Genomic DNA, 26,211 nt, shown 5'->3' on the forward strand with positions numbered 1-26,211 from the left:
CAACCGATGGCAATGGAGGGTCACCACACAGTGGGTCGTCACCGCAAACCCCCGGTCCCGAAAGTTCGCCGTGGATCGGTCATCGCATTGACCGGGCTCGTGCCCGCCGGACTGGCCACAGTTACCGGAGCCGGCGACGGGAACATCGCCGACAAGCTCGCGGCTACCGTTCAGCACCAGCTGTCGAACGACAGCGAGGAACAACTGCCCACACCCGAGGCAGCCGTAATACCGGCCGCCGCACCGGAACCGCTGCTGCACGAGGCCAAACAGGTTGCGCCCGTTGGCCCTCCGGAGGTCAAGTCCGTCGCGCAGCCGGACGGCCGGGTACCGTCGGCGCGCGCCGCCGGGCCGCTCGGCATGCCGGGCGTCGCGCAGGACGCCTACGAGAACGCGGAACACATTCTCGCCGTGGAGAATCCGACCTGCAATATGCCGTGGAACCTGCTGGCCGGCATCGGCCGGGTCGAATCCACCCACGGCTACGGCAAAATCGACGACAACGGCTATCCGCTCGAATCCGTCTACGGCCCGATCCTGGACGGCAGGCTGGCCGGGAACAACGTGGTCGCGACCTCCGACGGCGGCGACCTGGACGGCTTGTCCGGCAGCTACCGCCGCGCCGTGGGCCCGATGCAGTTCCTGCCCGAGACCTGGCGCAAGTACGCGGCCGACGGCAATGGCGACGGCGTCGCCGATCCGCAGAACATGTACGACGCCGCGCTCACCGCCGGCAAGTACCTCTGCTCGGGCGGCCTCGACATGCGTGATCCGGGCCAGCAGACCCGGGCCATCCTGCGCTACAACAACTCCATGGCCTATGTCGCGAACGTCATAGCGTGGGAGACCGCGTACGGCTCGGGAATCTCCCCGGCGGCCGCCGCGCTGCCTCGCATCTAGACCGCGCCACCCACGCATCCGACCACGCCCTGCACACCCGCCCCGGGTATAAGCGGAGGGCGAAAACGACACGGCCGACGGCGCTCCTAGACTTGGGCACATGCCAGTGGTTATGGAATCGGATGTGCGGGTCGCGCTCGCGAAGGTGATCGACCCGGAGATCCGGAAGCCGATCACCGAGCTGGGCATGGTGAAGAGCGTCGAAGTCGGCGCGGATAGCGGTGTCCACGTTGTGATCTACCTGACGACATCGGCCTGCCCGATGAAATCCGCCATCCAGGAACGGGTCACGAAGGCCGTCGCCGACGTGGCCGGAGTGGGCGCCATCACGGTCGAGCTGGACGTCATGAGCGACGAGCAGCGCACCGAACTGCGTCGCAAGCTGCGCGGTGACGCCGCGGAACCGGTCATCCCCTTCGCCCAGCCCGGCTCGCTCACCCGCGTCTACGCGGTCGCCTCCGGCAAGGGCGGCGTCGGAAAGTCCTCGGTCACCGTCAATCTCGCCGCCGCCATGGCCGCCAAGGGCCTCTCGGTGGGCGTGCTCGACGCCGACATCTACGGCCACAGCGTGCCCCGCATGCTGGGCACCGAGCAGCGGCCCACCCAGGTCGAGCGCATGATCCTGCCGCCCATCGCGCACGACGTGAAGGTCATCTCGATCTCCATGTTCACCCAGGGCAACACCCCCGTGGTGTGGCGCGGCCCGATGCTGCACCGCGCGCTGCAGCAGTTCCTGGCCGACGTCTTCTGGGGCGACCTCGACATCCTGCTGCTGGACCTGCCGCCCGGTACCGGCGACGTGGCCATCTCGCTGGCCCAGCTCATTCCGAACGCGGAGATCCTGGTCGTGACGACCCCGCAGCTGGCCGCCGCCGAGGTCGCCGAGCGGGCGGGCTCCATCGCCCTGCAGACCCGCCAGCGCATCGCCGGTGTCATCGAGAACATGTCCTGGCTCGATCTGCCCGACGGCTCCCGCATGGAGCTCTACGGCGCCGGCGGCGGGCAGACCGTGGCCGACAACCTGACCCGCGCCATCGGCGCGAATGTCCCGCTGCTGGGCCAGATCCCGATCGAGCAGCAGCTGCGCGAGGCCGGCGACGAGGGCACCCCCATCGTGCTGCGCGCCCCGGAGAGCTCGTCGGGCAAGGCCCTGCTCGACATCGCCGACAAACTGTCCGTCCGCCGTCGCGGCCTGGCCGGCATGTCCCTCTCCATCGACACCACCCGCCACCTGTAGCAATCACGATCAGGGAGCTCTCAGCGCGGAATTCGCCCGAATCCCGCGCCGAGAGCTCCCTGACTTTGTTCTCCCTTTGGGGGAGTGCGGAATTCGAGGGCGCGTTTCCGCCAGGGGTACGGGCGGACTGCGTCGCGGGCGGGCCCTAAGCTCGGGGCATGCTCACGATGCTGCTGTACGTGCTGATCGTCGGATTGGTCGCCGCGCTGCTGTTCCTGGTGGCCAGTGCGATCTTCGGGCGGTCGGAGGAGCTCGGGCCGCTGCCGGAGGGGACGACCGTCACCGTGCTGCCCGCGGCGGGGATCAGCGGCTGCGATGTGCGGGCACTGCGCTTCCAGCAGGTGTTCCGGGGGTACAAGGCGGGCGAGGTGGACTGGGCCCTGACCCGGCTCGCCGCACGCATCGACGAACTCGAGGGCGAACTCGCCCGCGCGACCGGAACGGAGGCCGCGGCGGAGCCGGTGGCCGAGCCCGGCGCCGATGCGCAGTCCGGGCCGAGCGAGGCGGCGGCCCCCCAGGTGCTCCCGGCCGAACCGGCCGTCGCGACAGAGCACGGCGAAGAGCCGGGCGCACGATGACCGCAGACGCGAGCACCGACGGACTGATTCGGTGCGGATGGGCGGAAGGCTCCCAGCTTTATCGGGATTACCACGATCAGGAGTGGGGACGACCGCTGCACGGCGATGACGCGCTATTCGAACGAATGTGCCTCGAGGCGTTTCAGTCGGGGTTGGCGTGGATCACGATTTTGCGGAAGCGGCCCGCCTTCCGGACCGCATTCCAGGGCTTCGCGATCGAACGGGTGGCGGGGTTCGGGGATGCCGATGTGGAACGCCTCATGGCGGATGCCAGCATTGTTCGCAATCGGGCCAAAATACTGGCGAGCGTCCACAATGCGCGGGTTGCCCGCGATCTCGGCGAGAGCCTGGACGCCCTGCTCTGGTCCTATGCCCCGGCCCCGCGCAAGCGCCCGCGGAGCATGTCCGATGTGCCCGCGGTGACCACCGAAAGCACTGCTCTCGCAAAAGAACTCAAGCGACGCGGGTTCAAATTCGTGGGACCCACGACCGCATACGCACTCATGCAGGCGACGGGGATGGTAGACGATCACATCGCCGATTGCTGGGTGAATGTCGGTACTCGCTGAACGCCACGACGGTCGGTTTTTGGAACTCAGGTACCCGCCTCGATCCGCGATAGGGAAGAATGGGCATGGTGTAGCCCGCCACATGCCGGCGGGCTGCCTGGTTGGTGACAACTGGAGTTCCATGAAAGTGCGCAGCAGACCGCGCAGATCTGGAGGGAGCAGAGGATGGCGGCCATGAAGCCCCGCACCGGGGACGGTCCCCTCGAGGCAACCAAGGAAGGGCGTGGAATCGTGATGCGGGTTCCACTCGAGGGTGGCGGGCGTCTGGTCGTCGAGCTCACGCCGGATGAAGCCGCGGCGCTCGGTGACGAACTCGTCAAAGTCACCAGCTGATCGATCGACTCGCCGGTGCCGGTGAGCCCAACTCCCGGGACTCTCAGGGGCTTCGCCCCCGAACCCCCTCGAGAATCCCGGGGGCTCCCAGGCTTACCGGTACCACGGTGAACAACAACTCATATCCCCCCATAGTCGGCACTGCCGAGCCCTCCCCCGCGGAACGGCTTCTGGCCTGCGCCGACCTGCTGGCCTGCCCACAGTGCGGCCTGCCCCTCACGGCTCCCGGCGCCGACCCCGCGGCCGGCGACCCGCCCGTCCGTACCTTGCGCTGCCCGCACGGCCACAGCTTCGACCTGGCCAAGCAGGGCTACATCAGCCTCCTCACCGGCGCGTCCACCAAAATGACCGGCGACACCCCGGCCATGCTCGACGCCCGCACCGCCTTTCAGGCCGCAGGGCATTTCGCCCCCATCGCCGCCGCCCTGGCCGAGACCGTCGCAGCAGCCCTCCCCCACCGCGACACCACCCCCCGCCCCGTAACCGATTCCGACACAGCAGTATTCGGAGCGGACTCCCCCACGGCTGCCACCTCGCCGGCCACGCCGACCCGGCATCGACGCCTCCGTCCCGGAACCCTCGCACCCGGAATGACCGTCACTTCGGCCTCCGCAGCACGACTCACCACCACCCTCCTCTCCGCGGGCGGCGGCCCGGCACTGCTCGAGATCGGGGCGGGGACCGGGTATTACTTGGCGGCTGTGTTGGATGCGGTGCCGGGAGCTCGGGGAATCGCGCTGGATGTGTCGAAGGCGGCGGCGCGGCGGGCGACTCGGACGCATGCGCGGGGCGGGTCGGTGCTGGCCGATGCGTGGCGGGGGCTGCCGGTGCGGGATGGCGTGATGGGGGCGGTGGTGTCGGTGTTCGCGCCGCGGAATGCGGACGAGGTGGCGCGGGTACTGGGGAACGAGGGGCGGTTCGTGGTGGTGACGCCGACCTCGCGGCATCTGGGTGAGCTGATCGAGCCGCTCGGGATGGTGAGTGTGGATGCGGCCAAGGCGGATCGGCTCGCCGAATCACTCGGGGAGCGGTTCGAGCTGGTGGGACACGATACGGTCGAGTACACGATGGAGCTCTCGCACGAGGATGTGGCGAACGTGGCGGCCATGGGGCCGTCGGCATTTCATGCGGCCGAGGGGCGAGCGGAACAGATTGCGGCCCTGCCCGATCCGATGCCGGTGACCGCGTCGGTCACGATCTCGGTGTATCGCCCGCGCTGAGCCCGAGCGGTTCAAGAGGTTTCGGGCGGTTCGGGAGCAGGTCGAGAAGGTTGCGGACCAGGGGGCGGGTGTCGTCCGCCCGGGTGGCGATGTAAATCGTTGTGGCCGCGTCGGTTTCGGCGAGGGGGATGATGCGGACCGAGTCGGGGGCGGTGAAGGTGGCGCTGCGTGGGGCGATGGTGACGCCGAGGCCCGCGGCGACCAGGTAGAGGATGATGGTCCAGTTGGTGGCCTCCTGGACGATGCGAGGGGGGCGGCCGGACTCCAGGAGCGGCGCGAGGTTCTTCTCGTAGGCGAGTCCGCCCGCCGCGCGGGGAAAGAAGACCAGCGGGTTCTCGGCGAGTTCGGCTCCGGTGAGCGCGGCGCGTCCGGCGTCGGGGTGGTCGGCGGGAAGGATCGCCACGAACGGCTCGGTCATGAGGGGGACGGTGACGGTGCCGGGTTGCTCGTCGGGGTCGCGGACGATGGCCATGTCGAGAGTGCCGTTGGCGAGGCGCTCCATCAGGTGGCTGGTGAACCCTTCGACCAGGTCGATCTGCACGAGCGGAAACCGTTCGCGGAATTCGCGGACCCCGCGCAGTGGTTCGAGCGGCAGCACCGAGGGGACGAAGCCCAGGTAGAGCGTGCCCTGACTGCCCTGGCCGATGCGGGTGACCTCGGCCAGATCGCGTTCGGCGTGACCGAGCAGGGCGTGGGCGCGCTCGCGCAGCACGATTCCCGCGGCAGTGAGCGCGACGGTGCGCGAGGTCCGGTCGAAGAGCCGGGTTCCGAGCAGGGTTTCCAGGCGCTGGATCTGCTGGGTGAGGGCGGGCTGGGCGATGTGCAGGCGGGCGGCGGCCCGCCCGAAGTGCAGTTCCTCCGCGACCGCCAGGAAGTAGCGCAGGTGCCGCAGCTCCACACCGGGGTTCATAAGTTGATCATATCGATCGCAGCTATCCAGTATTGGACGTTATGGTTCCACGTCCGACATGCTTTCCTGGTGACTCAGCAGACGGAAGCCCGCGCCCCGGAACTCGATTCGATCGTGGTCGCGCCGATGTCCTCACCCGACGACGCCCGCGCCTTCAAGGACCTGAACCTGGAGTGGATCGAGACCATCTTCTCGGTCGAGCCCGCCGACCTGGCTGCCCTCGACGATCCGCAGGCCATCGTCGATCACGGCGGCGAGGTGCTGATCGCCCGGCTGGACGGCGAGGCCGTCGGCTGTGTCGCCCTGGTCCAGGAGGAGCCGGGCGTGTTCGAACTGTCGAAAATGGCCGTCTCACCCCGCTTCCGGGGCCGCGGCATCGGCCGGGTGGTGCTGGCCACCGCCATCGAGCGGGTGCGCGATCTGGGCGCGACGGAGTTCTTCCTGGCCAGCAATGCCCGGCTGGCCAGTGCCGTGCACCTGTACCAGGCCATGGGTTTCGTGCACGTGCCGCCCTCGGAGCTGCCGCCCAGTCCCTATGACCGGGCCGACGTGTTCATGCGATATCCCCTGACCGCCTGAACCGGCGCCCGGCTATCCCTTGCGGACCAGGTCGTAGATGTGCGCGGTGCGCGCGGCGATCCGGTTCCAGTCGAAGGCGCCGATCGCCCGGTCGCGGCCGGCCGCCCCCATCGCGGCGGCCGTGACCGGGTCCGCCGCAACGGTGTTCACGGCGCGGGCCAGGCCACGCTCGTAGTCCCGGGGCGCGGTCTCGTCATAGTGGACCAGCCGCCCGGTCTCCCCGGGCACCACCACCTCCGGAATCCCGCCCACATCCGAGGCCACCACCGCGGTCCCGCAGGCCATCGCCTCCAGATTCACGATGCCCAGCGGCTCGTACACCGACGGGCACACGAAAACCGTTGCCGCCGCGAGCACCTGCCGCACCAGCTCGGTGGGCAGCATCTCCTTGATCCAGAACACGCCGTCGCGGTCGGCCCGCAACGCCCGCACCGACGCCGCCACCTCGGCCTCCATGGCGGGTGTGTCCGCGGCCCCGGCCAGCAGCACCAGCTGAATGCCCGGATCCAGATGCCGGGCCGCGGCCAGCAGATGCGAGACGCCCTTCTGCCGGGTGATGCGCCCGACGAACGCCGCGATGGGCCGCCCCCGGGACACGCCGAGCTCGGTGAGCACGTCCCGCGAGCCGGACGCGGGACCGCCCGGATGCCAGACGTCGGCGTCGATGCCGTTGTGCACCACGTGGACTTTGGCGGGATCGATATCGGGGTAGGCGGCGAGCACATCGGCGCGCATGCCCGCGCTCACCGCGATGACGGCGTCGGCGTGGGTCATGGCATTGTGTTCCGACCACGAGGACAGCCGGTAGCCCCCGCCGAGTTGCTCCGCCTTCCACGGCCGTCGCGGTTCCAGTGAGTGCGCGGTCAGCACGTGCGGAATCCCGTACAGCTCCCCGGCCAGATGCCCCGCGAGCCCGGTGTACCAGGTGTGCGAGTGCACCACGTCGGCGAAGCTCGCGGCCTCGGCCATGCGCAGCTGCGCGGACATCATCTGCAACGCGGAATTCGCCGCGTAGAGCATCGGATCCGGTTGGTGCACCACGGCATCCGCGCGCGCGACCCCCATGCAGTGCACGGTGACATCGCACAGCCGCCGCAACCGCGGTACGAGTTCGGTGACGTGCACCCCCGCCCCGCCGTACACTTCCGGCGGGTATTCGCGGGTCATCAGGGCCACTCGCAGTCCGCGAGCTCCGTCCGCGCGGTAACTCACCGTTCCAAACTAAACGTTAGCTCGCGGGCTAACCAATCGAGGTGGCTCGCAAGATCGCGATGAACACGGCACCAGCTGGACATTCCGTGTTCGGGCACAACCGGTAGTTTCAGAAGTGTGAGGAGCCAGCCGCACGTACTCGGGATCGTGCTCGCCGGTGGCGAGGGCAAGCGACTCTTTCCGCTCACCAAGGACCGCGCCAAGCCCGCGGTTCCCTTCGGCGGCGCGTACCGGCTCATCGACTTCGTGCTGTCGAATCTGGTGAATGCGGGTTATCTGCGCATTTGCGTACTGACGCAGTACAAGTCGCATTCGCTGGACCGGCACATCTCCCAGACCTGGCGGCTGTCGGGCTTCGGCGGGGAGTACATCACCCCGGTGCCGGCCCAGCAGCGGCTGGGCCCGCGCTGGTACACCGGCAGCGCGGACGCGATCATGCAGTCGCTGAACCTGATCTACGACGAGGACCCGGAGTACATCGTGGTCTTCGGCGCCGACCACGTGTATCGGATGGATCCGGAGCAGATGGTGCAGGCGCACATCGACTCCGGGGCGGGCGTGACGGTGGCGGGCATCCGGGTGCCGCGCAGTACGGCGAGCGCCTTCGGTTGCATCGATTCCGACGAATCCGGCCGCATCATCGGCTTTCTGGAGAAGCCGGTGCATCCGCCCGGCACCCCCGATGATCCGAATGTCACCTTCGCCTCCATGGGCAACTACGTGTTCAGCACCAAGGTGCTGGTGGACGCCATTCGCGCCGACGCCGACGACAACGACTCCGACCACGACATGGGCGGCGACATCATTCCGAGCCTGGTGCGGTCGGGCGCGGCCGCGGTCTACGACTTCTCCACCAATGTGGTGCCCGGCGCGACCGAGCGCAGCCGCGGCTACTGGCGCGATGTCGGCACCATCGACGCCTTCTACGAGGCGCACATGGATCTGGTGTCGGTGGATCCGGTCTTCGATCTCTACAACAAGCACTGGCCGATTCGCGGTGCGGCCGAGAATCTGCCACCCGCCAAGTTCGGCCGCGGCGGCCTGGCCCAGGAGTCGATCGTGGGCGCGGGCAGCATTCTGTCGGCGGCGACGGTGCGCAATTCGGTGCTGTTCTCGAATGTGCTGGTCGAAGACGGTGCGACGGTGGAGGGCAGTGTGCTCATGCCGGGCGCGCGGATCGGCCGGGGTGCGGTGGTGCGGCACGCCATTCTGGACAAGAACGTGGTGGTGACGGAGGGCGAGATCATCGGCGTGGATCTGGACCGGGATCGGGAGCGTTTCGCGGTGAGCAATGGCGGCGTGGTGACCGTCGGCAAGGGCATCTGGGTCTGACTACCAGGTGTTTCAATCCATCCGGCCGCGCGAGCGACACGGATAAGAGTGGACATCCGGCCGATGCTGGTCCGAAAATCTGTGCATGGAGCGCCGCCGCCGACGGGCCGCGCGGGAGGGATCACCATGCGCCGTCCGGCACGTGTCGTCACCGCCATCACCTGCCTCACCTTGACCGTCCTGCTGTCCGGATGCGGTAGGTCCGGCACACCGGTTCCCGGTGAGCTGGATGTCCGCACCCTGGACACCGGGTCCTATCCGGTGAACCGCTACACCTACGACCGCAACAACGCCGGTAAGGGCAACACCCTCGAGGGGATCCGGATGACCGCGGCCGTCGCCCCGGCGGTGAAGATCGACTCCCACCTCAATATCGGCCGCGGCGGCGTGGTGCTGTCCACGGTCGACGATGTGGTGAATGTCAGCCACCTGTCCTCCGCGGTCAAGGGCGTGCTGACCAACCGCGGCTTCGTGGCCGGTTTCGCGGCCAGCGGCTCGGACCGCGAGGACGTCAACGACAATCCGGATCCGAACGGCACCACCATCACCACCCGCGTGCTGCGCTTCCCGTCCGCCGACAATGCCAAGCTGGCCGCCCGCGAACTCGAGGACACCGACTTCAATGTCGCGCTGAACGTGAACCAGAAGCTCACCCTGCCCGACTATCCGGACGCCTACGCGCACTGGCGGCCGGGCGTGCCGAACATCGGATTGACCATGGCGCGCAAGGACTTCGTGATCTCGCTGTTCATCCTGCGCCCCAGCGCCGATCAGAAGGATCTGCTGTCCTGGGCCAAGAAGACCCTCGACGCCCAGGTCCCGACGCTGGACGCCTTCCAGGAGACCCCGAACGACCAGATCTCCCAGCTGCCGGTCGATCCCGATCGTCTGCTGGCCCGCACCCTGGTGACCGACCGCGACCACAAGACCGTCGATCCCGACAATTTCGCGGTGTTCCCGGCCAATTGGCTCATCCTGCCCTCCGACGACATGGCCTACTGGACCAAGCTGGTGTCCGATGGCGGTGCCGACGAAATGTCCAGTGCCGACGGCAATTTCGTCATCCGGCTGCGAGATGGCAAGGCGGGCGCGGATTTCGTGACCGGCATGATCAGCAACCTGCAGGAGTCCGCGACCAGCGGGCCGGACAAGGTGCCCGACGTCAAGTGCGTGCACCGCACCTCGGACAAGACGCCGAGCCGCTGCTACGTCAGCTACAAGCAGTACGTGGGCGTGGTGAACGGGACCAATGATTCCGACGCCCAGCGGAAGGCGGCCGCGCAGTACGCGCTGCTGGCCAACAGCCTGTAGCGGATCCGGTGCGGCGCTTCAGAATCGGAGGACGTCCGCGTCCAGCAGCCGCCAGGCGGCGGGCCGGGACGCGGGACGGTGCGACCGCTCCTCGTGCGGCTGCGGAGTGACATCGGCCGGCGCTCGATCCCCGGCGCACCGGCAATCCGGCTCCGCTGCCGCGCAGTCCTTGTCGCAGGCGTCCGGGCGCACCGCGGCCGCGCTCCGCGAGACCGCGTGCCCGGTGCGGCTGCGCCCGCTGCGCGGCGAACTGTCGTCGCGGAACCAGTAGTCGCGAAAACCGAACGGCTGCAGCAGCGCTCGCAGGAAGGCCGCGCCGTCCTCGGGCTGCACGGTGCGGTTCTCGCCGAGAACGTCGACGCCCTGGTGGTACCAGACGCGGGCGACCAGTCCTTCGACCGGGTCCACCGTCCGGAAGGTGGCGCGACCGTCCGCGGCGAGCCGGAATTCGGCGATGCGCCGCCACTGCCCGGCCTCGCGGAAGTACAACCCGACCACGGCCGGGATCCGCTGCCCCATGGGTACCCCCACTCGTCGAACTATTCCCGTGGAGTATCCGCGCCGACGGTCCGGAAACCTCGATGCGACCGTTCAGTTCGGATATCCGGGCACCGGAGTACGCGCACCGCAGAACGGTTCACACGTACTGGTCGTCGTGGGCACGTACCGCGACGCGTGGTCGTCGAAACGCGCTCCGCTGATCAGTAGCAGTACCAGCAGCCCCAGGCAGATGATGCCGCCGAAGAAAACCAATGCGGGCCAGAGCCATCCGGCCGGTAGGTGTACCCCGAGGGCCAGTCCCTCGAACATATCCCCCACCTCCTAGCAAAAATCGATCCCCCTCTGCTGTACCACCGCGTCACCGGCCGAATCCAGACCTCAGCACTGCCCCTGCACCGCCCACCCCGCCCGATCGCCGTACCCGCACCGGCAACCGAGGATTCGCCGGCGACCGAACGCGGGGCCACCCGGCACACCGGGTCACCGCGAACGCCCGCATCGGCGGGTCCGGTGCGGGCGTTCGCGGGGGTGTCGCGTTAGGCGGATCGGAGATCGCGGCGGCGGAATGCCATGAGCCCCACCGTGATCAATGCCACGTCCACGAGCACGAGCACCGCCAGCGGGGTGGCGGTGAACGCTTCGCCGGGCACCTTCGGGGCGTGCTCGAACGGGTTCAGATCGCGGAACCACTGGGGTGCGCCCGCGAGCGAGCCCAGCAGGAAGACCGCGATGGCGGCGGTGAGGAAACCCCACGCCACGGTCGACCAGCGTGGCAGCAGACCGAACAACAGGACGGTGATGGCGGTGAAGGTCCACACCGCAGGCACCTGCACCAGCGCGGCCCCCAGCACCTGACCGGTCTTCTGACCGACGTCACCGGCGGCGCGACCGTAGATCAGGCCGCCGAGCAGGCCCGACACCACGAGCGCCAGTGCGGGTCCGAGCAGGGCGAACGTCAGATGCGAAGCCACCCAACGGGTTCGGGAGACCGCGCCGGTGAGCACGGCTTCCGCGTGCGCGGTGCTCTCCTCGGAGTGCAGCCGCAGCGCCGCCGACACCGAGTAGGCCGCCGCACCCAGCGCGACCATGGTGAACGCGTAGCTGATCAGCGCCTTCTCCAGCGATTCGGAACCGCCCATGCGGGTGATCAGATCGCGAATGGTCTGGCTGCTGCCCAGTTGCTTGCCGACGCCGTTCGTCACGCTGCCGATCATCAACCCGTACAGCCCGAGTCCGACCGTCCAGGCCAGCAGCGTCCCGCGCTGCAGCCGCCAGGCGAGTCCGAGCGGGCCGCCCAGCGTGGGCCCGGCCTGAAGTGCGCCCGGCCGCTCCGCGATCAGGCCGGCACCGGTATCCCGGTGCGCCAGTAGGTAATACGCGACGCCGGTCAGCACGGTCGCGGCGAGCAGGTGCAGCAGCAGCACCGCGAAGTGATCGCCCGCGAACGCCCGCACCTGCAGCGACCAGCCCTGCGGGGCCAGCCAGGTGAGCGGGCTGGTCGGGCCCGCCGCGGCACGCACGTCACCGACTGCGCGCAGCGTGTACGTCACACCCAGCACCGCGAAGGCGATACCGCGCGCCACCCGGGCGCTGGCCGACAGCTGGGCGGCGATCGCGGCCACCGAGGCGAACACGATGCCCGACCCGGCCAGCGCCAGACCGAAGGCCAGCGAGCCGGAGCGCGGCACGGACGTGCTCGCGATGCTGGCGAATCCGATCAGCCCGGTGGCCAGCGCGCCACCGTAGGCCACGATCAGCGCCGCGGTCAGTCCGGCGAACCGCCCGACCCGCGTCGAGGCCAGCAGTTCGGTGCGCCCGGTCTCCTCGTCGGCCCGGGTGTGCCGGATGACGGTCAGGATGGTGGCCACGCCGATGAGCGTGAAGAACATCCCGGCCTTCCAGACGCCCGAGGCGCCGAGGCTGGTGTTGTAGATCGGCCCGTACATCGCCAGTTCGGCAGGGTTCGACAGGATGCCGTCGGCGAAGCCCTGGAAGTCGGCGGGCGTGTGGTAGATCTTCTCGAGGCTCTTGATGTACACGCTGCCCAGCGGCAGCGACAACAACAGCACCCACAGCGGCAGAATGATCCGGTCGCGCCGCAGTTGCAGCCGCAGCAGCTGCCAGGTCCCGGTGAAATCCCGCGCGAATGACGGCGTTTCGAACGCGCGGGGCGCGGTGGCGGTGACCGCGGTCATTTCGACACCCGCTCGCGCGCGTCGGCCGGAGCCCGACCATCGAGCGAATAGTGGCGCAGGAAAAGCTCTTCCAGCGTCGGCGGCTGGCTGACCAGGCTGCGCACACCGGCGTCGCCGAGTACCCGGATCAACTCACCCAGGTGTTCACTGTCCACCTGGGCGTGCAGGGTATTGCCCTCGACGCTGATGTCCTCGACTCCCGGGATGCGGCTGAGATCGCCTGGGCTGCCGATCATTTCGGCGGTGATCGAGGTGCGCGAGAGATGCCGCATCTGGGCCAGCGTGCCGGTCTCGACGGTCTTGCCCGCCCGGATGATGGTCACCCGCTCACACAGCCGCTCCACCTCGGACAGAATGTGGCTGGACAGCAGCACCGTGGTGCCGCGCGCCACCGCCTCGGCCACGCACTCGTTGAACACCTGCTCCATCAATGGATCCAGGCCCGAGGTCGGCTCGTCCAGCAGGAACAGCCGGGCGTGCGACGAGAACGCCGACACCAGAGCCACTTTCTGCCGGTTGCCCTTGGAGTAGGTGCGCGCCTTCTTGCTCGGATCCAGCTCGAAACGCTGGATCAGCTCGGCGCGGCGATCCTGATCGATCCCGCCGCGCATGCGCGCCAGCAGATCGATGGTCTCACCGCCGGACAGCGACGGCCACAGCGTGACATCGCCCGGGACATAGGCGATGTCGCGGTGCAGCGCGACCGCGTCCGTCCACGGATCCCGGCCCAGCACCACGGCCTCACCGGAGGTGCGCGACAGGATGCCCAGCAGGATGCGGATGGTGGTGGACTTCCCGGCCCCGTTCGGCCCGAGGAAACCGTGCACCTCGCCCTCGGCGACCTCGAGGTCGAGACCGTCCAGGGCTCGCACCTGCCCGAAGTTCTTGTGCAGATCCCGGACTTCGATCACGGGATTGGCAGGAACGTTCATCGAATCTCCTTGTAGGAAAACGACGTTGATGGGTTATTGCTCAGTACTGGTCAATGCGTCCAGCGCCGTGGAATCGGTGAGCATGCCGTGGGTGTAGATCTCCAGCGCGGGCAGCATCATGCGGTCGGCGTATTCCCGCAGCGCCTTGCGGAAATCGATGGGACCCGGCTGTTCGGCGGCGTAGAGCTGCAGGAACATCATCATGCCGCCGCCGTTGTTGGTGGCCACGTAACGCGCGGTGGCCCGCACGTCACGCATCGGCTTGATGGACCCGCCCGCGACGCCCGCGCGCAGGTACTGCTCGGTGTCCTCGACCATGTGCTCGAAGAAGGTCTTCATCAGAGACCCGCCGGCCTGAAAGCTGCGCATCAGGTAGGCCATGCCCGGGGCGAACTCCTCGATCTCGGCCAGCTGGCGCATGAGCCCGCCGGGCGAGGGGTTCTCGATGTACTCCATCTTGGCGGCCCGGATCGTTTCCCGGACCCACTCGTCGCACGCCTCCCGCAGCCCGTCCTTGGACCCGAAATGGTGATTGACCAGCCCAGCGGAGACTCCCGCCGCGGCCGCGATGGCCCGCACGCCGACCCCGAACCCTTGCTCCCCGAACACGGTGATCGCGGCGTCGCGAATCCGGGCCCGGGTTGTCAGATCGTCGGTTGAACGCATGTTTAACACCTTAAACACGTGTTCAAGCGAAGGGCAAGGGCCTTTCGACTCGAGTCGCGAGGATTTACGAAATCCAGACGTCCGGGCACTTCGTCACCGGAGACTTTCCGCGCCAGGAAAGATTTTCGAACGCAGTTATTGCTGCGCGGACTATCGCCGCGCGGAACGCCACGCCGGAATCGAATTCCACACCGGGCGTTGAGTTTTCACCCGCGCGGCAGCGCTGAATCTACCCGCGCGCAGCGCAGAGCAGCCCGTCGCCGACCGGGATCAGCACGCTCGTCAGGTCCGGATCCTCGGCGATCGCGCGGGTCGCCGCCCGCACGGCCATGGTCTGCGGGTCGCGCTGGGCGGGGTCCGGGACCCGGCCCCCGAGCAGGGCATTGTGCAGCAGGATCGCGCCACCGTCCCGCAGCAGCCGCACCGCCTGCGCCACATACTGCGGGTGCTCGAGCGGCGCGGCATCGATGAAGACCAGGTCGTAGGCCCCATCGGCGAGCCGCGGCAGCACATCCAGGGCCCGCCCGTTGATGAGCCGGGTGCGCGCCGGCGCGATCTCGGCCGACCGGAACGCCTCGCGGGCCGCACGCTGATGCTCGGGCTCGGAGTCGATGGTGGTCAGGGTGCCGTCCTCGCGCATGCCGTCCAGCAGCCACAGCCCGCTCACCCCGGCCCCGGTGCCGACCTCGACCACGGCCCGCGCCCCGAGCAGCTGGGAATACATGCTGAGCAGCGCGCCGACCGCCGGCGCGACCGGGGCCGCGCCGAGTTCGAGGGCGCGCTCGCGCGCACCGACGAGGATGTCGTCCTCGGCGACGGATTCCTCCACGTAGGCGAGGTTGCGCTGCAGGTTCTGTGCCGCGGGAGTCTGGCTCACGAAGTAGAGGCTAATGGCGATACACCGGTAAGGCGTGGCGGTGACCGGCCGGTGTGGCGATTTTTCTCAGGTGTCCCTCAGCCTCTGCATACAGCGGCCACATCACGACCGACCAGAGTAATGCTCACGCCAGGCCAGCGACCGCTGGCTCGGAATCGGGAACAGCTGATCCAGCAGATTGGTTGTCCCCGATATCGGGTCCACGGTCCCGAGTAGGAGGTAACCCCATCCACATGGTCGACGCGGCGCGTGAACACGCCAACACTCTGCACCCGCAGATCAAGCCGCTGGACAGCGACACCACGCTGGACAGCGACCTTCTCCTGTCCCCCGCCGACGACGAGGCCGCCCTGTCCGGGACCGCGGCCTTCGACGCCACCGGCGATCGCTCCGTGATGCCGACCTGGGACGAGCTGGTCCGCGAGCACGCCGATCGCGTGTATCGCCTGGCCTACCGCCTCACCGGTGATCCGCAGGACGCCGAGGATCTGACCCAGGAAACCTTCATCCGGGTCTTCCGGTCCCTGCAGAACTATCAGCCCGGCACCTTCGAGGGCTGGCTGCACCGCATCACCACCAACCTGTTCCTGGACATGGTCCGCCGCCGCAACCGCATCCGCATGGAGGCGCTGCCGGAGGACTACGACCGGGTGCCCTCCGAGGGCCCGGGTCCCGAGCAGGCCTATCACGACGCCAACCTGGATCCGGATCTGCAGTCCGCGCTGGACTCGCTGGCCCCGGAGTTCCGCGCCGCGGTCGTGCTCTGTGACATCGAAGGTCTGTCGTACGAGGAGATCGGCGCGACGCTGGGCGTCAAGCTGGGTACCGTGCGCAGCCGGATCCACCGAGGACGTCAGGCACTGCGCGAGCACCTCGAGCATAATGGGATTGAGCGGCGATTCGCCGCCACCGAAAACGTCGGGTGAGCCGCGGGCACTGCGCCCGCGCTTCCTGGACACCACGCCCGCGGGCAGGTGTCGCCCGAACAGCTCGAGTCGTCCGGAAGGGTGTGCAGCGTATGAGTGGCGAGGACTTACCGCACCGTCGTCCCCCGCGTTTCGCCCCCACCGAGCACCTGGCCAGTGAGGCCATCGCCGCCTATGTGGACGGCGAGCTGCGGATGAACGCGTACCTGCGTGCCGCCCACCATATTTCCGTGTGCCGCGAGTGCGCGGCCGAGGTGGATGCCCAGCAGCAGGCCCGGATCGCGCTGCGGCAGTCCTCGGATCAGATCTCCGCGCCGCTGAGCCTGCACGACACGCTGAGCCGGATTCCGCGGGCGTTGCTGCAGGAGTGCGGCAACCACCAGACTCCCGACCCCGCCGACCGCGATCGGGGTCCGCTGGCGCGCGGCATGAGTTCCTTCGGCCTGCGCCAAGATTCGTTCGACAGCAGGCGGTGGACCTCATGGTGGCGCAAGTAGAGTCCATAGCGTGACCACCGAATCGAAGAACACGGGCCCGGGGCCCGAGCGGGATGCGGTTTCCGATTCGGCGGCCAATCGGGGGAACCTGAGGCCGTCGGACGCACCGGTGCTGGGGCCGCGGCCGGTCCTGCGGCCACATGTGGACACCCACACCGCGCGTGCCTTCCGCCGCCCGAACGGTCAGCACGGCTCGTTCGCGGCGCGGTCGGCGGGTGCCGCGGGGGCGGCGCCGCAGGGGGATACCGAGATTCGGAATCGCCCGCCGGACGCGGTGCTGGCGGAGGCGTTCGGTCGTCCGGAGGGTTCGACCGACCTGCTGCAGCGGGACCCGGAGGCAAAGACCGAGACGACCGCCCCGGCCGCGCCCGCCGATCCGTGGCGGGACCCGAATTCGGCCGCGCGCCTGGGCACTCCGGCGGTGGCGCAGGCCCGGCCGCAGGCGCTGACGCCCGGACCCAAGCTGGGTGCGCGGGAGGTGCTGTTCGGTGGCCGGGTGTCCTGGCAGGCGCTGGCGCTGCTCGCGGTCATCGCGGCGGTCATCGGTTTGCTCGGCGGGTTCATCGGGGCGTTCACCGGCTCGTCGACCTCCGCGCTGACCTCGCGCAAGGTGGCGCTGCAGTCCGCGCCCGCGGCCAGCGAATCGCACAACCAGATCACCAAGGTGGTCAATGCCGTCATGCCCGCGGTGGTCACCGTCCGGGCGTGGCTGGGCGACACCGGATCCACGGGCTCCGGGGTGGTGATCGACGGGGCCGGCTACATCGTCACCAACAACCACGTGATCTCGCTGGCCGCCAATGACAAGTCGGGCAAGGCCAAGCTGGATGTGGTGTTCTCCGACGGCTCGCGGGTGCCGACCCAGATCGTGGGCCGCGACACCAAGTCGGACCTGGCGGTGCTCAAGGTCGACGTGAAGAACCTGTCGGTGATCCAGCTCGGCAATTCCAGTGACGTGCAGGTCGGCGACGACGTGCTGGCCCTGGGTTCGCCGCTGGGCCTGGAGAAGACGGTCACCTCCGGCATCGTGTCGGCGCTGCACCGGCCGGTGAAGGTGGGCGGCGAGGGCACCGACACCGATGCCACCCTGGACGCCGTGCAGACCGACGCCGCCATCAACCACGGCAACTCCGGTGGCGCGCTGGTGGACATGCAGGGCCGGCTGATCGGCATCAACTCGGCCATCAAGTCCGAGAGCGGCGGTTCGGTGGGCCTGGGCTTCGCGATTCCGGTGGATCAGGTCAAGCGGATCTCGCAGGCATTGATCCGGGACGGCTCGGTGCACCACCCGCGGCTGGGAGTCAGCGCCAAGACCAAGATCGTCGCCAATGACGTGATGAGCGGCGCGGCGGTGGCCGATGTGCAGGCCGGTAGCCCGGCGGCCAAGGCGGGCATCGTGGAGGGCGACGTGATCGTGAAGGTCGGCGACCGCGATGTGTCGGGTCCGGAGGAACTGACGGTTGCGGTGCAGTCGCACGAGATCGGGCAGACCGTGACGGTGCGCCTGATTCGCGACGGCCGCGAGGTCGATGTCCCGGTCACCCTGGAATCGGACTAAGAGGTCAAACTGGAGAAAATGTCCCGCCCAGAGTTCGCGGCCCGCCCCGGTCTGGACTGACGGAGCGGGGGAGCGGAGGAGGGAAGACCGGGTAACAGGGCCGCGAACCGCCTGGAGCGAAGCGGAAGGCAAAATAGACACTGTGTTCAGCAATATCGGCTGGGGCGAGATGCTCATTCTGCTCGTCGCCGCACTTGTGATTCTGGGTCCGGAGCGTCTGCCCGGCGCCGTTCGCTGGACCGCGCACGCTCTCAAACAGGCGCGCGATTACGCCACCGGCGCGACTCAGCAATTGCGCAATGAGCTCGGCCCGGAATTCGACGAGATCCGGAAACCGTTGGAGCAGTTGAACGAACTGCGCAGTATGAATCCGCGATCCATGGTCACCAAACACCTGCTCGACGGGGACGATTCGATCCTGAACAGCTTCAATGACCTGACCAGTTTCGACAAGCCGGTGAGCTCCCCGAACAGCGGAAACGGTTACACGAACAGCGGATCCGGCCCGGTTTCGATGCCGAAGGAACAAAAACCGCTGGAGCGCAACGAACGTCCGCCGGTGGATCCGGACGCCACCTGAGATCAAATATGTCGAGCGTACTTGACGCATGATGCTGTCCAGCTATCTAGACTGCGCACATGTCGGCCGACGAGGTGGCCCGGGTATTCGCGATCGAGGACAAGGTCGAACGCCTGAAAGCCGCCACCGAAGGCGTGGCAGCCGCGCAGCAGCAGATCAATGAGCTGACTCGCATCCGCCGCGCCGTCATCCGCGAACTGCATGCCGAGGGCTGGACGTTCGCGAGAATAGGTGCGGCCGCGGGACTTTCCCGCGCCCGCATCCACCAGGTGAGTACCCAAGGGCCAGTACCGGAAGGTTTGTTCTTCGGGCACGGACCGCTCACCATCCTCACCCCGGACGTCCGCAGCACGACGCGCGCCATCGCCCTCGTGGGTGCGCCCGATGCCGCGGCGCCGCACCGGCTGGTCGAGCTACTGCGGGAACTCGGCTTCACCGCCAATGTCCAGCGCTTCCTGCCGGGTCGTCCACTCGACCTCGACCGGGACGGCCTGATCGTGCTCGGCGGGCCCGAATTGTCGCCCAGTCTGCGGTATCTCGTGGCCGCGGACCCGCGCCTGCGCCGCACGGTAGCGCGCGCCGGGCGGGTGCGCCGGGGCATCGAGGACCGGGCCGCCCGCCGCGTCTACCGCCCGGGCGGCACCGAGCCCTACGACATCGCCTACCTGGCCCGCCTCCCTCGCCCGGACGGCAAGGGCAGCGTGCTGGTCATCGACGGCCTGCATCCGCCCGCCTCGCTGGGCGCAATCCGGTTGCTGGCAACCAGACTCGCGACCCTGCACGAGCGCGCGAGCACCCATCCGTTCTCGGCGGTGGTCGGCGTCCGGTACGACCGCTCCACCGGCGAACCGATCGAGGCCGACCTGCTGACGCCGATCTACCGCCACGACCGCTAGCCGAATCCATGGCCGGCATGATGGCGCGCAACGGAATCCAGCGAGGCGGCGCGGGCGAGGGCAGTGTGCCGCCGCCCGGCCCCTCGAGGTCAGGCGGCGGCCTCCTCCGGGCGGAGGGTGTTCATCGGGGGTCGGTCGGCCAGCGAGACTTCGGTGGCGTGGGCGATGAATTCGCCTGCGACCATGGGGAACTGGGTCAGGGCAGCGCCGGAGTCCTGAATTCCGCTGCGGCCCAGGACGGTGCCCAGGATCTGGCGGCTCATGACGCCCAGGTCGGCCAGCGGGCGGTTGCGGTGCTGGCGGACGCCGAGATTGACCTGGCCGATGCTGGACAGGCCCAGCAGGTCGTAAGTGTCGAGCAGCAGGCCGATTTCGACGCCGTAGCCCGGCGCGAACGGTACCGAGGTGAGCAGTTCGCGGGTGCCGGCGTACTCACCGCCCAAGGGCTGCAGCACATTCGACAGTTCGGGCCGCAGCGCGGCCAGCAGCGGGCGGGCCACCAGTTCGGTGACGCGGCCGCCGCCGTGGTGGTCCACCGATTCGCCGGTGCGCAGCGGGCGGCGGTAGTACGCCTTGACCAGGTGCATGCCGTCGACGGTGAGCAGCGGGCCCAGCAGCCGGGGGACGAAGTTGGGGTCGGGGTCGATGAGGTCGGAGTCCACGAAGGCGATGATGTCGCCGCTGGTGACTGCCAGCGAGCGCCACAGGCATTCGCCCTTGCCGGGGACGGGGTCGAGTTCGGGGACGGCTTGTTCGCGGGTCACCACCGTGGCTCCGGCCGCCTGTGCACGGGCGGCGGTGGCGTCGGTGGACCCGGAGTCGAGGACGACGAGTTCGTCCACCAGCGTGCCGAGCAGGGGCCGGATGCTGGCCACCACGGCGGCGACGGTGGCTTCCTCGTTGAGGGCGGGCAGCACCACCGAGACGGTGCGGTCGCCCTTGGCGGCGGTGAGTTCCGCCACCGTCCAGTCGGGGCTGTCGAAGGTGTTGGTGTTCACCCAGTCTGTTTTCATGCGAGACCTCGCAGGGTACGGGCGGGTGGGCGGTGACCCTGGATGGCGGCGATCATGTCCACCACCCGGCGGGTGTGAGCCACCTCGTGCACTCGAAAGACGCGAGCACCCGCGGCGGCCGACCAAGCAGTCGCTGCCAATGTGCCCTCCAATCGTTCGGACAGCTCGACGACACCAAGAGTCTCTCCGATGAAATCCTTATTGCTCAGCGCCATCAAGACGGGCCATCCGGTTTTCACAAGAACGTCTATCGCACGCAACAATTCGAGCCCGTGATAGGTGTTTTTGCCGAAATCATGGGTCGGATCGATCAAAATCGAGTCCTTGGCCACCCCTGCCGCCGCAGCATTTTCGGCCGCGGCCACTACCGTCTCGGTGACCTGGGTCACCACATCGGTGTACCGGACCCGGTGCGGACGGGTCCGCGGAATCGCACCCCCGGTGTGTGAGCACACAATTCCTACGCCCAGTTCGGCGGCGACGCCGACCAGTTCCGGGTCCGCCCCCGCCCAGGTGTCGTTGATCAGATCCGCGCCCTCGGCGACCGCGGCCCGGGCCACGTCGGCTCGCCAGGTGTCCACGCTGATGAGCAGATCCGGGTAGCGCTCGCGAATGGCCGCCACGAACGGCACCACCCGGCGGGCCTCCTCGACGTTGTCCACCTCGGCGCCCGGACCGGCTTTGACTCCGCCGATATCGACCAGATCCGCGCCCTCGGCGACGGCCCTGTCGACGGCCCGCATGGCGGCCTCGTCGCTGAACGTCGCGCCTCGGTCATAGAAGGAGTCCGGCGTCCGGTTCACGATCGCCATGACAAGCGCCCGATCCGTCGCCACCGGCTTCCCGCACAATGTCGGCAACGGCGCACACATGCCCTCGACTGTACCGAGGGCTGTGGCGCCACTGCTGGGCAGCCGACCGGAACAGGGCTCCGACCGGCTGCTGTTCAGTTGCCGGGCGCGCGCCCCGCGGCGACGTCGGCGGCGTATTCGGTGTACGCGGGAATGTAGCCCTCGGTGCGGCCCGCGAGGACGTAGAGGGTGCTCTCGTCGTCGGGGGTGTAGCCCTGCTTGCGCAGTTCCACCTTCCGGTTCTTGAAGGTGGAGGTCTGCTCCAGCTCCGGCACCACGCGGATGAACAGCGGCACGGCGTAGGCCGGCAGATGGTCGTAGAGCACCTTGGCGGCGACCTTGCCGTCGAAGTGCCCACCCTCGTGCAGCGTCACCGCGGCCATGCCCGCCTTGCCGTCGGCGCCCGGGATGTCGACGCCGAAAACGACCGCCTGCGCAACGGAGTCGATGCCGTCGAAGGCGCCCTCGACCTCGGTGGTGGCGACGTTCTCGCCCTTCCAGCGGAAGGTGTCGCCGAGGCGGTCCACGAACGCGATGTGGCCCCAGCGCTGGTCGCGCACCAGGTCGCCGGTGTCGAACCAGCAGTCGCCCGGCTCGAAACCGTCTCGCACGAGCTTGGATTCGGTCGCGGAGGCGTCGGTGTAGCCGTCGAAGGGCGAGCTGGTGGTGACCTTGGCGAGCAGCAGCCCGACCCCGCCCGGCGGCACCCGGCGCAGACGGCCGTCCGGGTGGCGCAACGCCTTGCCGGTGGCGTCGTCGTATTCGACGATGGCGAAGGGCAGCGGGGTGAAGCCGGCGGTCCGGGCAACCGAGAAGGCGTTGATGAAGGCGACGTTTCCCTCACTGGCCCCGTAGAACTCGACGATCCGCTCGATGCCGAAGCGCTGCTGGAACTCGTCCCAGAGCTCGGGCCGCAGGCCGTTGCCGACGCAGAGCCGGACGGTGTGCGCGCGGTCGGCGGGCCGGGCCGGCTGGTTGAGCAGGTAGCGGCACAGCTCACCGATGTAGATGAAGGCGGTGGCCTGATTGGCGATGGCCTCGTCCCAGAAGCGGGTGGCCGAGAACTTGCGCCCCAGCGCGAAGGTGGCACCGCCCGCGATCACCGAGGACAGCGCCACCGTGAGCGCGTTGTTGTGGTACAGCGGCAGACAGCAGTACAGCGTGTCCCGGCCCTCGAGCCGGACGCCGAGCCCGCCGATGCCGGCCATGGACTTGGTCCAGCGCAGGTGGGTCATGACGCTGGCCTTGGGCAGCCCGGTGGTGCCGGAGGTGAAGATCAGGTAGGCGCGTTCCTTGGCGGTGATCTGTTCGGTCACAGCCGGATTCGAGGCGTCGGCGGTGCGGGCCTCGGCGGCCAGCTGCTCGGACCAGAGCAGGGCGGGCCGGGCCTCGGTGAGGGTGTCGAGGGCGTCGGCGCACTCCTCGCCGATCACGTCCAGCACCGAGTTCAGCAGCCCGAAGCTGTGCTGCAGCACCACGTCCCGCTGATTGTGGTTGAGCAGGCCCGCGGTGGCGCCGAGCTTCACGGTGGCGAGCACGGTGAACAGCGCCTCGGCACGATTGACCATCAGGATGCCGACCACGTCGCCGCGCTCGACCCCGTGCGCGGCGAGCACCTTCGCGTACCGGTTGACTTCGGCATTTGCCTCGCCCCAGGTGTACACGCGCCCTTCGAATTTCAGGAAGGGCCGGTCCGGGTGCCTGGCCGCGCCGCGCTGGAAGAACAGCCCGATGGACGCCTTGTCGCCGGATTTCACCAGCATGTGCACGACATTGCGGAGCATGCCGGGGGCCTGCATCGCCATGCCGGGCAGACCGCGGACCAGGTCGAGCAGGCTCACCGTCGAACGGACATCGGTATTCACTTCGCTGTGCTCCTCGCGCTCACGTCCCCCGATGTCACCCTTACCGATTCGCCCGATCTTGTCGAGTGAAACCATTCGGTTTCTCAACGGCCGGGACGCAGCGCCTCGAAAGCGGAGTCGAAGTCCTTGGTCACCAGCACCCGATCGACCGCGTCGCGGCCCGCGTACCCGCGCAGCCGCAGGCCCTCGACCCACTCGAACAGGCCCGCGTAGTGGTCCTGCGGATCGAGCACCACCACCGGCTTGGCGTGCACGCCCAGGTAGGCCCCGGTCCAGGTCTCGAAGAGTTCCTCGAGCGTGCCGATGCCGCCGGGCAGGGTCAGGAAGGCGTCGGCGCGGTCGTCCATGACCTGTTTGCGCTCGCGCATGGTGTCGGTGACGATCAGCTCGTCGGCGTCGGTGTCGGCGACCTCGCGGTGCACCAGCTTCTTGGGGATCACCCCGACGGTCCTGGCCCCGGCGGCCCGGGCCGCCTGCGCGACCGCGCCCATCATGGACACATTGCCGCCGCCGGACACCAATTGCCAACCGCGACGGCCGATCTCGTCGCCGACCCGGGTGGCCAGATCGAGCGCCACCGGATCGTCCACGCTGGCCGAGCAGTACACGCAGACCGCGTAGGCGGTGCTCACCACTGGTCCTCCACGCCCGCCTCGTCCAGCTCGCGGCGAGCCTGCGCGGCCTCCGCCACGATCCGCACCACCTCGTCCACACTGTCGGTGACGTGCAGCAGCCCCAGGTCGCCGGGGGCGACCTTGGCCGAGCCGAGCAGCGAGTCGCGCATCCAATCCATCAGTCCCGCCCAGTATTTGGTGCCGAACAGGATGATCGGGAAGCGGGTGATCTTGCGGGTCTGCACCAGGGTCAGCGCCTCGAACAGTTCGTCGAGGGTGCCGAAACCGCCAGGGAGGCAGACGAATGCCTGGGCGTACTTCACGAACATGGTCTTGCGCGCGAAGAAGTACCGGAAGTTGATGCCGAGGTCGACCCACTCGTTGAGGTGCTGCTCGAAGGGCAGCTCGATACCGAGGCCGATGGAGTATCCGCCCGCCTCCGACGCGCCCCGGTTGGCCGCCTCCATGGCGCCCGGTCCGCCGCCGGTGATGACCGCGAAACCCGCTCGGGCCAAGGCACTTCCGATGGCCATGCCGGCCTGGTACTCGGCCGACTCGGCGGGGGTGCGGGCGGAGCCGAAGACCGCCACCGCGGCCGGCGCCTCCGCCAAAGCGCCGAAGCCCTCGACGAATTCGGCCTGGATGCGCAGTACACGCCAGGGGTCGGTGTGCACCCAGTCGGCCGGGCCGCGCTCGTCCAGCAGATGCTGATCGGTGGTGCCTATGCCCTTCTTGCGATCCCGCCGCAGCATGATCGGCCCGCGGAATCGTGGCGTCTTGGGCGAGCGCACACCCTCGTACTCGGCGTCAGCAGACATGCAGCCAACCGTACAGGCAGCGGGTGACCCCCGCCGGTCGCTCGATCAGCGGGGTGTTGAACAACTGCTCAGCCTTTGACGCCGGTGAGGTAACTGCGCAGCATCGACGTCACCTGGGTGATCTGGTCGACGGGCAGGTGCTCGTCGCGCTTGTGCGCCAGATTCGGGTCGCCCGGGCCGAAATTGACGGCCGGGATGCCGCGGGCGGCGAACCGCGAGACATCGGTCCAGCCGTACTTGGCGCGGACGCCGCCGCTGCCGTGCGCATGCACGATCTCGATCAGGTCCTTGGCAGCCGGATTGGACAGGCCGGGCAGCGCGCCGGGCGCGCCGTCGGTACGCTCGAAATCCAGTTCCAGACCGGCGAATACCTCACGCACGTGCTCGGTGGCCTGATCCAGGGTGCGGTCGGGGGCGAAGCGGAAGTTCACGTCCACGGTGGCCACGTCCGGCACCACATTGCCGGCCACGCCGCCCTCGACGCGGACCGCGGACAGGCCCTCGCGGTAGGTGCAGCCGTCGATCTCGACCGCGCGCGCCCGGTAGCGGGCCAGCCGCTCCAGGATCGGGGCGAGACGGTGAATGGCGTTGTCCCCCAGCCAGGCTCGCGCGGTGTGCGCACGCACGCCGGAGGTGGTCAGCCGCACCCGCAGGGTGCCCTGGCAGCCGGCCTCGATCCAGCCGCCGGAGGGCTCGCCGAGAATGGCCAGATCGCCCGCGAGCCACTCGGGCAGTTCGCGCTCGATGCGGCCCAGGCCGTTGAACTCGGCCGCGATCTCCTCGCAGTCGTAGAAGATCAGGGTCAGGTCGTGGACCGGATCGGCCACGGTGGCCGCCAGGTGCAGGAAGACCGCGTCACCGGACTTCATGTCGACGCTGCCGCAACCCCACAGTTGCCGTTCGCCGTCCGCGGTGGTCTCGAAGCGGCCGGGGACATTGTCAGCGATGGGCACGGTGTCCAGATGTCCGGCGAGAATGACCCGGGTGGGCAGCCCCCGATTGGTGCGCGCCAGCACGGTATTGCCGTGCCGCAGGATTTCGAATCCGGTGGTCTGTTCGTGCAGCGCCGTTTCGACGATGTCGGCGATGACCTTCTCGTTCTTCGACACGCTCGGAATGTCCACGAGCGCGGCGGTGAGTGAAATGGGATCGGCACTCAGATCGATGGTCACTCGATCCACCATAAAGGAGGAATTACCTCCGTTCTCCGCACGGTCGCTGCGTTGGCACAAATCGGCACC

The 26,211-nt window shown here is 68.6% G+C and carries 28 protein-coding genes; 14 read left to right on the forward strand and 14 right to left on the reverse strand.

The features are described from left to right. The first annotated feature begins 30 nt into the window (after positions 1-30). From ACWEKS_RS36135 to ACWEKS_RS36160, 6 genes are all read left to right on the forward strand, one after another. A complete protein-coding gene (locus ACWEKS_RS36135; RefSeq protein ID WP_452344266.1) occupies positions 31-900 on the forward strand; it encodes a lytic transglycosylase domain-containing protein in 870 nt (289 codons plus the stop codon). A 100-nt stretch (positions 901-1,000) separates the two neighbouring features. Further along, complete coding sequence (locus ACWEKS_RS36140) at positions 1,001-2,137, forward strand: Mrp/NBP35 family ATP-binding protein (RefSeq protein ID WP_452344267.1); 1,137 nt, start codon at positions 1,001-1,003, stop codon at positions 2,135-2,137. A gap of 158 nt (positions 2,138-2,295) precedes the next feature. Continuing rightward, complete coding sequence (locus ACWEKS_RS36145; RefSeq protein WP_452344268.1) at positions 2,296-2,715, forward strand: DivIVA domain-containing protein; 420 nt, start codon at positions 2,296-2,298, stop codon at positions 2,713-2,715. Then, positions 2,712-3,284, forward strand: a complete 573-nt coding sequence (locus ACWEKS_RS36150) for a DNA-3-methyladenine glycosylase I (RefSeq protein ID WP_452344269.1) — start codon at positions 2,712-2,714, stop codon at positions 3,282-3,284. Before ACWEKS_RS36145 ends, ACWEKS_RS36150 begins: the two co-directional genes overlap by 4 nt. Before the next feature lie 165 nt (positions 3,285-3,449). Then, complete coding sequence (locus ACWEKS_RS36155; RefSeq protein ID WP_083869218.1) at positions 3,450-3,617, forward strand: DUF3117 domain-containing protein; 168 nt, start codon at positions 3,450-3,452, stop codon at positions 3,615-3,617. A 107-nt stretch (positions 3,618-3,724) separates the two neighbouring features. Next, a complete protein-coding gene (locus ACWEKS_RS36160) occupies positions 3,725-4,837 on the forward strand; it encodes a putative RNA methyltransferase (protein ID WP_452344270.1) in 1,113 nt (370 codons plus the stop codon). Here the strand turns inward: ACWEKS_RS36160 and ACWEKS_RS36165 are convergent. After that, a complete protein-coding gene (locus ACWEKS_RS36165) occupies positions 4,809-5,747 on the reverse strand; it encodes a LysR family transcriptional regulator (protein WP_452344271.1) in 939 nt (312 codons plus the stop codon). The genes ACWEKS_RS36160 and ACWEKS_RS36165 overlap by 29 nt on opposite strands. A gap of 69 nt (positions 5,748-5,816) precedes the next feature. On the opposite strand from ACWEKS_RS36165, the gene ACWEKS_RS36170 reads away from it, so the two are divergent. Further along, entirely contained in the window at positions 5,817-6,326 is a 510-nt protein-coding gene (locus tag ACWEKS_RS36170) for a GNAT family N-acetyltransferase (RefSeq protein ID WP_452344272.1), read from the forward strand. Positions 6,327-6,338: 12 nt separating this feature from the next. Here the strand turns inward: ACWEKS_RS36170 and glgA are convergent, their stop codons facing one another. Then, on the reverse strand, positions 6,339-7,508 hold the full coding sequence (gene glgA / locus ACWEKS_RS36175) for a glycogen synthase (RefSeq protein WP_452344310.1): 1,170 nt from the start codon (positions 7,506-7,508) through the stop codon (positions 6,339-6,341). 147 nt (positions 7,509-7,655) lie between these two features. Here glgA and glgC point away from each other — a divergent pair, with 147 nt between their 5' ends. After that, a complete protein-coding gene (glgC, locus tag ACWEKS_RS36180) occupies positions 7,656-8,870 on the forward strand; it encodes a glucose-1-phosphate adenylyltransferase (RefSeq protein WP_354833640.1) in 1,215 nt (404 codons plus the stop codon). Positions 8,871-8,996: 126 nt separating this feature from the next. Continuing rightward, positions 8,997-10,181, forward strand: coding sequence for a DUF7373 family lipoprotein (locus ACWEKS_RS36185; protein ID WP_452344273.1), 1,185 nt, complete (start codon positions 8,997-8,999; stop codon positions 10,179-10,181). An 18-nt stretch (positions 10,182-10,199) separates the two neighbouring features. Here the strand turns inward: ACWEKS_RS36185 and ACWEKS_RS36190 are convergent, their stop codons facing one another. From ACWEKS_RS36190 to ACWEKS_RS36215, 6 genes are all read right to left on the reverse strand, one after another. Then, positions 10,200-10,712, reverse strand: a complete 513-nt coding sequence (locus tag ACWEKS_RS36190; protein ID WP_452344274.1) for a hypothetical protein — start codon at positions 10,710-10,712, stop codon at positions 10,200-10,202. 60 nt (positions 10,713-10,772) lie between these two features. Next, positions 10,773-10,991, reverse strand: a complete 219-nt coding sequence (locus ACWEKS_RS36195; RefSeq protein WP_452344275.1) for a hypothetical protein — start codon at positions 10,989-10,991, stop codon at positions 10,773-10,775. A gap of 227 nt (positions 10,992-11,218) precedes the next feature. Further along, on the reverse strand, positions 11,219-12,877 hold the full coding sequence (locus ACWEKS_RS36200; protein WP_452344276.1) for an ABC transporter permease: 1,659 nt from the start codon (positions 12,875-12,877) through the stop codon (positions 11,219-11,221). Beyond that, complete coding sequence (locus ACWEKS_RS36205; RefSeq protein ID WP_452344277.1) at positions 12,874-13,809, reverse strand: ABC transporter ATP-binding protein; 936 nt, start codon at positions 13,807-13,809, stop codon at positions 12,874-12,876. Before ACWEKS_RS36205 ends, ACWEKS_RS36200 begins: the two co-directional genes overlap by 4 nt. A gap of 33 nt (positions 13,810-13,842) precedes the next feature. Then, positions 13,843-14,475, reverse strand: a complete 633-nt coding sequence (locus tag ACWEKS_RS36210; RefSeq protein ID WP_452344278.1) for a TetR family transcriptional regulator — start codon at positions 14,473-14,475, stop codon at positions 13,843-13,845. A gap of 229 nt (positions 14,476-14,704) precedes the next feature. Beyond that, complete coding sequence (locus ACWEKS_RS36215; protein ID WP_379379867.1) at positions 14,705-15,352, reverse strand: O-methyltransferase; 648 nt, start codon at positions 15,350-15,352, stop codon at positions 14,705-14,707. Positions 15,353-15,585: 233 nt separating this feature from the next. Here ACWEKS_RS36215 and sigE point away from each other — a divergent pair, with 233 nt between their 5' ends. The 5 genes from sigE to ACWEKS_RS36240 all read left to right on the forward strand — a co-directional run bounded on the left by sigE (position 15,586) and on the right by ACWEKS_RS36240 (position 19,809). Next, complete coding sequence (gene sigE, locus ACWEKS_RS36220) at positions 15,586-16,278, forward strand: RNA polymerase sigma factor SigE (RefSeq protein WP_354833625.1); 693 nt, start codon at positions 15,586-15,588, stop codon at positions 16,276-16,278. A gap of 92 nt (positions 16,279-16,370) precedes the next feature. Beyond that, entirely contained in the window at positions 16,371-16,775 is a 405-nt protein-coding gene (locus ACWEKS_RS36225; protein WP_452344279.1) for a hypothetical protein, read from the forward strand. A gap of 10 nt (positions 16,776-16,785) precedes the next feature. Then, on the forward strand, positions 16,786-18,333 hold the full coding sequence (locus ACWEKS_RS36230; protein ID WP_452344280.1) for a S1C family serine protease: 1,548 nt from the start codon (positions 16,786-16,788) through the stop codon (positions 18,331-18,333). A 142-nt stretch (positions 18,334-18,475) separates the two neighbouring features. Beyond that, positions 18,476-18,913 carry a Sec-independent protein translocase protein TatB gene (gene tatB / locus ACWEKS_RS36235; RefSeq protein ID WP_364607029.1) on the forward strand — a complete coding sequence of 146 codons (438 nt, stop codon included), beginning with the start codon at positions 18,476-18,478 and terminating at the stop codon, positions 18,911-18,913. 59 nt (positions 18,914-18,972) lie between these two features. Continuing rightward, the gene (locus ACWEKS_RS36240) at positions 18,973-19,809 is read left to right on the forward strand and encodes a hypothetical protein (RefSeq protein WP_354833617.1); all 837 of its coding nucleotides are present in this window, start codon (positions 18,973-18,975) and stop codon (positions 19,807-19,809) included. 89 nt (positions 19,810-19,898) lie between these two features. Here the strand turns inward: ACWEKS_RS36240 and ACWEKS_RS36245 are convergent, their stop codons facing one another. The 6 genes from ACWEKS_RS36245 to dapE all read right to left on the reverse strand — a co-directional run bounded on the left by ACWEKS_RS36245 (position 19,899) and on the right by dapE (position 26,142). Then, positions 19,899-20,822: a glucosyl-3-phosphoglycerate synthase gene (locus ACWEKS_RS36245; protein WP_354833615.1), complete on the reverse strand. Its 924-nt coding sequence runs from the start codon at positions 20,820-20,822 to the stop codon at positions 19,899-19,901. After that, positions 20,819-21,694, reverse strand: coding sequence for a dihydropteroate synthase (gene folP / locus ACWEKS_RS36250; RefSeq protein ID WP_452344281.1), 876 nt, complete (start codon positions 21,692-21,694; stop codon positions 20,819-20,821). The genes ACWEKS_RS36245 and folP overlap by 4 nt, the downstream gene beginning before the upstream one ends. 74 nt (positions 21,695-21,768) lie before the next feature. Continuing rightward, the gene (locus ACWEKS_RS36255; protein WP_452344311.1) at positions 21,769-23,538 is read right to left on the reverse strand and encodes a long-chain-acyl-CoA synthetase; all 1,770 of its coding nucleotides are present in this window, start codon (positions 23,536-23,538) and stop codon (positions 21,769-21,771) included. Positions 23,539-23,621: 83 nt separating this feature from the next. Further along, the gene (locus tag ACWEKS_RS36260; protein WP_452344282.1) at positions 23,622-24,173 is read right to left on the reverse strand and encodes an LOG family protein; all 552 of its coding nucleotides are present in this window, start codon (positions 24,171-24,173) and stop codon (positions 23,622-23,624) included. Further along, a complete protein-coding gene (locus tag ACWEKS_RS36265) occupies positions 24,167-24,970 on the reverse strand; it encodes an LOG family protein (RefSeq protein ID WP_452344283.1) in 804 nt (267 codons plus the stop codon). The genes ACWEKS_RS36260 and ACWEKS_RS36265 overlap by 7 nt, the downstream gene beginning before the upstream one ends. A 68-nt stretch (positions 24,971-25,038) precedes the next feature. Next, a complete protein-coding gene (gene dapE / locus ACWEKS_RS36270) occupies positions 25,039-26,142 on the reverse strand; it encodes a succinyl-diaminopimelate desuccinylase (RefSeq protein ID WP_452344284.1) in 1,104 nt (367 codons plus the stop codon). Between the last annotated feature and the right edge of the window lie 69 nt (positions 26,143-26,211).

The organism is Nocardia sp. NPDC004711 (assembly GCF_053601595.1).

Excerpts from the sequence above, each read along its gene's own strand:
- ACWEKS_RS36140 (WP_452344267.1), top strand. The coding sequence starts at position 1,001 with ATGCCAGTGGTTATGGAATCGGATGTGCGGGTCGCGCTCGCGAAGGTG.
- ACWEKS_RS36145 (WP_452344268.1), top strand. The coding sequence starts at position 2,296 with ATGCTCACGATGCTGCTGTACGTGCTGATCGTCGGATTGGTCGCCGCG.
- ACWEKS_RS36150 (WP_452344269.1), top strand. The coding sequence starts at position 2,712 with ATGACCGCAGACGCGAGCACCGACGGACTGATTCGGTGCGGATGGGCG.
- ACWEKS_RS36155 (WP_083869218.1), top strand. The coding sequence starts at position 3,450 with ATGGCGGCCATGAAGCCCCGCACCGGGGACGGTCCCCTCGAGGCAACC.
- ACWEKS_RS36165 (WP_452344271.1), bottom strand. The coding sequence starts at position 5,747 with ATGAACCCCGGTGTGGAGCTGCGGCACCTGCGCTACTTCCTGGCGGTC.
- ACWEKS_RS36185 (WP_452344273.1), top strand. The coding sequence starts at position 8,997 with ATGCGCCGTCCGGCACGTGTCGTCACCGCCATCACCTGCCTCACCTTG.
- ACWEKS_RS36195 (WP_452344275.1), bottom strand. The coding sequence starts at position 10,991 with ATGTTCGAGGGACTGGCCCTCGGGGTACACCTACCGGCCGGATGGCTC.
- ACWEKS_RS36200 (WP_452344276.1), bottom strand. The coding sequence starts at position 12,877 with ATGACCGCGGTCACCGCCACCGCGCCCCGCGCGTTCGAAACGCCGTCA.
- ACWEKS_RS36205 (WP_452344277.1), bottom strand. The coding sequence starts at position 13,809 with ATGAACGTTCCTGCCAATCCCGTGATCGAAGTCCGGGATCTGCACAAG.
- ACWEKS_RS36210 (WP_452344278.1), bottom strand. The coding sequence starts at position 14,475 with ATGCGTTCAACCGACGATCTGACAACCCGGGCCCGGATTCGCGACGCC.
- sigE (WP_354833625.1), top strand. The coding sequence starts at position 15,586 with ATGGTCGACGCGGCGCGTGAACACGCCAACACTCTGCACCCGCAGATC.
- ACWEKS_RS36225 (WP_452344279.1), top strand. The coding sequence starts at position 16,371 with ATGAGTGGCGAGGACTTACCGCACCGTCGTCCCCCGCGTTTCGCCCCC.
- ACWEKS_RS36240 (WP_354833617.1), top strand. The coding sequence starts at position 18,973 with ATGTCGGCCGACGAGGTGGCCCGGGTATTCGCGATCGAGGACAAGGTC.
- ACWEKS_RS36245 (WP_354833615.1), bottom strand. The coding sequence starts at position 20,822 with ATGAAAACAGACTGGGTGAACACCAACACCTTCGACAGCCCCGACTGG.
- folP (WP_452344281.1), bottom strand. The coding sequence starts at position 21,694 with ATGTGTGCGCCGTTGCCGACATTGTGCGGGAAGCCGGTGGCGACGGAT.
- ACWEKS_RS36265 (WP_452344283.1), bottom strand. The coding sequence starts at position 24,970 with ATGTCTGCTGACGCCGAGTACGAGGGTGTGCGCTCGCCCAAGACGCCA.